Source organism: [Clostridium] clostridioforme AGR2157 (genome assembly GCF_000424325.1).
GTDB lineage: Bacteria > Bacillota > Clostridia > Lachnospirales > Lachnospiraceae > Enterocloster > Enterocloster clostridioformis_A.
The window spans coordinates 1-6482 of sequence record NZ_AUJR01000097.1 but is presented as its reverse complement, the minus strand read 5'-3'; the positions used below and the strand labels follow the sequence as shown (position 1 = coordinate 6482).

Here is a 6482-nt window from a genome sequence, read left to right as displayed (position 1 = left end):
CCCATCAGGTCACACAGGGAGGAGCAGTCACCCGGTATCTGTATAACCAGAATGACCAGCTGATAAAAGAAATCCGTCCCCATGGCTATGAAGCCAGGACCGATGAAGGGACAGGAACCGCTTACAGTTATGACTGCAGGGGAAACCTGGTGCGGACCATCAATGGCCTCGGGCAGTTGGTAAAGGAGCAGGCTTACAACCTCCAGGATTTGCCGGTGGCGGAAAAGGACGGTCTTGGAAACGAAACAGGACTTAACTATACGCTGGATGGTCAGGTAAAGGATGTCATAAGAGGAAGCGGAACCCGGCAGAGAAAGCTCCAAAGCTATGAATACAACGCCAGGGGACAGATAACCGGGATTATAGATGGCATCGGCGAGAAGATCCGCTATGACGTGGACCACTGGGGACGGATTACGGAAGTCGGATTCTCTGACGGAGTGAAGGAACGGTACAGCTATTCACCGTCCGGGCAGGTAATCAATGCGACTGACAGGAATGGAAATACGGTAGAATACCGTTATAACAGCTTTGGAAAGGTGCGGGAACGTATCGACCAGATGGGCTATGTGGAAACATTCCAGTATGACGAATGCGGAAATCTATCGCTTTACATTGACCGGAATGGGAACCAGGTATATCGGACTTATAATGTGTTTGGTAATCCTGTGTATGAAAAAGCCACTGATAAAAACGGAGAAAATGCGGTCATCACAACCTATGGGTACGATAGCCTCGGCCGGCTGATGCGTGCTGTTTGTGACGGGCATTCTTATGAGTATCATTATAATGAGCAGGGGCTTTTAAAAGAAAAGCGTTCCAGTGGAAAGCGGCTGATTTCCTATGAGTATGATAACGCCGGACAGATGATTCGGATGACGAACCCGGAGGGGATTACAGTCTCCTATGAGTATGACCTCCTCGGGAGGATGAGCCGAATTTATAACAGCAGCGGTATGGAAGTGGATTATGCGTATGACTGTCTGGACCGTTTGGAGCAGATAACATACGGAAATGGCATTGTGACCCGCTATCAGTACGATGACAGTGGAAACATCAGTTGTCTGGAAACCAAAGTCGGAGGAGAAATCCTGCTCTCTTTCCGGTATGAGTATGATGGGAATGGGAACCGAACCTCAAAGATTGGAGAACAGAAGCTGGCAGGCGGTGAAAGCAATAATCTCTCTGTCACGTATCAGTATGATATCAGGGGGCAGCTGCTCGAGGAAAATCGGAATGGGGATGCATGTTGTTACACGTATGATGCGGCCGGGAACCGGCTCCAGAGAGTGAATAAGAAAGAGGTAACCAGTTACCGCTATAACGAGAAAAATCAGCTAGTTAGTGAGGTGGGATGCCGAGGAAAACGGCACTTTATATATGACCCACAGGGAAGTATAATAAGGGAAGAAAGCCCGTCAGGGATAAAGAAGTTCCTATATAATACCAAGAATCAGCAGATCGAGGTAAGGCTAGGAGAGGGAAACGTACAGGCGAACCGCTATGATGCGGAGAATCTTCGCTGCGAGATGAGGGAGAATGAGAAGCTGATTCAATTTGTCTATCATCGAGGGGAACTTTTATATGAAAGGGGTGAAGAAAACCAGACCAGCTATTACCTTGGTGCTGGAATTGAGGCAAGTCAGATTGGGCAGAAGGTTTATTACTACCATCAAGATGAACAGCTAAGTGCGGCTCTCATAACAGATGCCATAGGAAATATCCAGAACTATTATCAGTATGATGCTTTTGGATGGGAACTGGAAAAAACTGAGTATACATCTAACCGGATACGGTATACAGGGCAGATGTATGATGCCCAAACAGAGCAGTATTATCTGAGGGCGAGATACTATGTGCCAGCTTTGGGAAGATTTATGCAGGAAGATTCATACCATGGTGATGGCCTGAATCTGTATTCCTACTGTGGCGACAATCCGGTAACTTATTATGATCCCAGTGGTTATGCAGGTAAGGAATACGATAATGGTTGGGGTAAAATCCCTCCTTCTCAAAGTGGTTTTAATGAATGGTATGATTCAATAAGTTCAACAGAATTTGATTCTGTATGGTCGGATAAATCGTCACGAAAATATATTGAAACACAGATACGATATCCAGGAGAATATCACGAATGGCTTATGGCCGGGCGAGCAGATACTTTTAAATATTGGGGGCGGTCAATGGAGGACATAAAGTCCAATAGAAGTTTGATATCTGAAATAGATTTTATAAATCCAATTGGAAATCATGGTGGTACAGGTTCAACAATTGCTCATAATGAAATATTAGATATAATTGATACATCACCGGATTATGCAACCTTTGAAAGACGTTTAAGAACATGGGCTGATTACCGTTTGCCAGAAATAGAAATAGACGGAGTAATGTACCCTGGTTCAGCGAGATTACCAGGTGATTTACAGAATCAAGAAGCAATAGATTATATTAATCGTTTGAATGCAGAACAAGGAGAAGACCAAATAAAGGCAAACAATTGTTAGGAGACCAGCTATGAAAAGTCAAGTATAAATTAACAAAAAATTATTTTTCTTGTCGGTGGTAAAAAGGGTAACTTTAATAAAGCTCCCGAAAGGTGCCCTTCAAAATCGATCGATGTTGGTATACAGACCTCTTATTCGAGGTTAAATTCCACTTCGTCAGTAAGCATCTTTCAGATGACCCTGACAAGCTTGCCGGCGCAGTGCCCAAGGACATTATAGTGGGACCGACCTTCGTCTCTCTTGGAATCATAATACGCTTTGAAAGTCGCATTATTCTTTACAACATTGTGTGCTGTATTTACGAGGGTATAGCGGAGAACACGTGAGCCGCGTTTGGACATACTAGTCTTCTTCGCCTGAAAGTTGCCGAACTGATAGACCGAAGGATTCGACCCCGCAAATGCAAGCAGCTTACTGGGCGAGGAGAATCGGTGGATATCACCGATTTCCCCCAGTATCATTCCGCCATTGGTACTACCAATGCCCGGAATGGTCATAATGACAGAGTGCAGGCAGGTGACAAGATTTGCCATTTCAAGCTCTGTATGAAATAACTGGCTATCCAATAACTCGATTTGCTCAATGGTTTGAGTTATTTGAATAGAGAAAGAACTGTCGTTGACACCGACGGACCTCTGTGCGAGAATTCTTAATTCTCTGGCGGTATCCTTATTGAAATGGCCGTGGGAAACGTTTTCAAGGATATGAGCGAGATGAGTCATATGCATAGAGGTAATGGCATTGGGTGTCGGAGCCTCCTTGAGGAGGGCGTAGACAGACTTCTGATGCAGACCAGACTTGAAGAAGTACTGGAGTTCCGGGAAGACCTGATACAGATAAGAAGTTAGCTGTATTTTCAAACGGGTACGCTGCTTAATGGTTTTCTGGCGGAATCTGCCAAGTTCTTTGAGTTCGATGTAATCCAGATCCTTTAAGGTCAGAAATCTTAAAGAATTCTGCATCAGAACGGTTTTAACAATCACAAAGGTGTCGACTTTATCGGTCTTGGTTTTGCGAATATTATTTTTGCGCATAGATGAAGTCATGATAGGGTTGAGAACACGCACTTTAAAATCCTTGTAGATAAGGAAGCGAACAAGGTTGTCACCGTAGTGTGCCGTAGATTCAAGTCCTATGATGATGCTGTCCTGGTCAAGTGGTGCCAAATTAGAAAGCAGCAGATAGAAGCCATCATAGCCATTAGAGAATTTAAACGGCTCGATGAGGATTTCGCCGCTGGAAGAAATGGTAGCGGAGAAATGGTTGAATTTGGCAATATTAATGCCCACGTAGATCATAAGGTTGAACCTCCCTTTCATAAAGTCTGATACTGTGATATCCACCAACGATTATCATCGTAGACTTGATTGAAATAAGTACTCAGCGAGAACCCTCCGGCAACATCCAGCTAATAAACAATTCAGATAAAAGTAGCGGCAATACACTCCTATTGAGTAGTCAAGCTACAGGGAAAAATCAAAAGTCCACAGTATCTGAATGTATTAAACCACAGAACAAGAAAAGAAAGGAAGTATGTTGTTTTTGCTTCTATAAACATCATACAAGGAAAAATGAAGGATATAAATAATTATTTTGATAAAGACAACTATGCTTCTTTATGGCTGTGTAGTACAAGTTCAGAAAAAGTTTTGAGAGAATATGTTCATATAGACTACGATAAAGTTGAGAATGAAGAGATTCCTTTTGAGCTTGGTTGCGATTTTCTTATCAGTTGGTATGATGAAGATTTTCTTGAAATTTCATATAAGCCCAATATAAAGGGGTGGGACTTACTGGAAGGTCATTCATATATGAAAGATTTACTTCCTAAGTTAATTGATAAATTTCAAGATGTTATGGACGATAAATTTAACAGTGTAATTCTAATCTACAATCTGGACTATGATGGAAGTGTTAGAGAAATAGAAAACCAGTATGGTTATTTTAAATTCGTTGGTTCATTTGAATATCGATAAGGACAAGCTGGCAGTATGATGATTATGACCGGAAAATTTCCTAAATCAGTCCCAATGGACTGGAAACACACTTTGAGTATGATGAAAACCATGACTTAGTGAAAGTCTGGGATTCGGAAGAACGTGAGACGGTCAATGGATATGATAAGAACCACAACCTGATTTCTGTTAGAGAACGGATTACAGACAAGGAGTGGAGGGAGACCCTCTATCGGTATGACCTAATGGGCCGGCGTACCGCCAGCCGGGACGGCCTGGGAAATGAAACTGAGTTCCAGTATGAGACAAACCGCGCATACCCCAGCCGGATCCTTACACCTAAGGGGGAGGAGACGGTTTATGAATATGATAAAGTCGGACGCAGGATGTCGGTCGGGAATTCCTATGGCACGGTCATGCTCAGTTATAACTCCAGGAACTTTGTTACCAAGAGAGTGGACGGGGAAGGCTATACCAGCCGGTGGTTCTACGACCGGATGGGCAATCTGACCTCTTATCATCCGGCGAAAAACTGGAAGAACCAGGCGGGCAGCTATGAATATTACTATGACTTTCTGGGACGTGTTGTGGATACCGTCTCGCCAGAAAATGAGCATAAACGGCTGTTCCGCAATTTTGACGGGGACATCACCGGGGAGGTCCATCCTGTCAGCTATCAGGTGAACGGTGAAGACGGGGACGGGACGCGCTATGAGTACGACTGGGACCGGAACTGCATCCGTATCCATTATGCAGACGGAGGTATAGAGCGGCGGTTTTATGATGCGGAAAGGAACCTGGTCAAACAGGTCATGCCGGAATCGTATGACAGGGCGCTGGACGATGGTCCGGGGTATGTTTATACCTACGATCAGATGGGGCGGCTTGTTTCCGTAACAGACCCGGAAGGGAATGAGATCCGGCGCTATGAATATGATAGGCACGGCCAGGTGCTCCGGGAGACAGACGGGGAAGGAAGAGAGACCCTTTATGAGTATAACGGTCTTGGCCAGATAACGCGCCAGCAGGTCAGTGTCAGACGTGAAGCAGAAACAACGTATTACCGTGTTATAAAATATTCGTACGACCAGCAGGGGAATAAGATAGAAGAAGCGTACGGGAAGGAAGAGACAGAGCGGGACGCTGATCCGTCTGAGTGGCTGCGGATTCAGTTTTCATATGATAAGAATAACCGTCTGGCCCAAGTGGAAGATGGGTACGGGGCTAAAATATACTATGAGTATGACTGCCTTGGAAACCTCACACGGGAAGAGCGGGTGATTGAGGAGGGCATCAAGCGCAGGATACGCTACGGCTAAATAAAAATGGATGGAGAATCAGGAAGGAAGAAGACATCCAGGGGAATGGTCCAATCCGCTGCGCTGTCACCCGGTATGCCTATGATGAAAGCGGAAACCTGACTGAAATTATAACACCAGATGGAAATGAGATACGAAGAAGCTATGACTGGAACAACCGTCTGACAGAAGAAAGAACCATTGACAAAAAGAATAAGATTGACCGCAGGGTCTGCTATGCATACGATGCCGCAGGAAACCTGCTTTGTGAGATGGTGCGCGGAGCAGAGGGCGAATGCCTGGAAACCCGTTATAAGTATGATTTAAAGGACCGCCTTACCCATCAGATCACACAGGGAGGTGCCGTCACCCGGTATGTCACCCGGTATGCCTATGATGAAAGCGGAAACCTGACTGAAATTATAACACCAGATGGAAATGAGATACAAAGAAGCTATGACTGGAACAACCGTCTGACAGAAGAAAGAACCATTGACAAAAAGAATAAGATTGACCGCAGGGTCTGCTATGTTTATGACGCCGCAGGAAACCTGCTCTGTGAGATGGTGCGCGGAGCAGAGGGCGAATGCCTGGAAACCCGTTATCAGTATGATTTAAAGGACCGCCTTACCCATCAGGTCACACAGGGAGGAGCAGTCACCCGGTATCTGTATAACCAGAATGACCAGCTGATAAAAGAAATCCGTCCCCATGGCTATGAAGCC

Annotated in this window: 5 protein-coding genes; 4 read left to right on the top strand and 1 reads right to left on the bottom strand. The window is 44.9% G+C overall.

Features of this window, described 5'->3' with window-relative positions; translation table 11 throughout:
- Window positions 1-2504 (top strand): RHS repeat domain-containing protein (locus G614_RS0123210; protein WP_027643803.1); only part of this gene is annotated, 2504 nt, incomplete at its 5' end.
- Window positions 2505-2674: 170 nt separating this feature from the next.
- On the opposite strand, the gene G614_RS28755 is transcribed toward G614_RS0123210, so the two are convergent.
- Window positions 2675-3802, bottom strand: coding sequence for an IS110 family transposase (locus G614_RS28755; RefSeq protein ID WP_044918703.1), 1128 nt, complete (start codon window positions 3800-3802; stop codon window positions 2675-2677).
- 273 nt (window positions 3803-4075) lie between these two features.
- Here G614_RS28755 and G614_RS0123200 point away from each other — a divergent pair, with 273 nt between their 5' ends.
- The 3 genes from G614_RS0123200 to G614_RS28750 form a co-directional block, all read left to right on the top strand.
- A complete protein-coding gene (locus G614_RS0123200) occupies window positions 4076-4480 on the top strand; it encodes an immunity 22 family protein (protein WP_027643802.1) in 405 nt (134 codons plus the stop codon).
- Between the two features lie 98 nt (window positions 4481-4578).
- Window positions 4579-5778, top strand: a complete 1200-nt coding sequence (locus G614_RS0123195; protein ID WP_155245135.1) for an RHS repeat protein — start codon at window positions 4579-4581, stop codon at window positions 5776-5778.
- 251 nt (window positions 5779-6029) lie between these two features.
- Window positions 6030-6482 (top strand): RHS repeat domain-containing protein (locus tag G614_RS28750; RefSeq protein WP_044918701.1); only part of this gene is annotated, 453 nt, incomplete at its 3' end.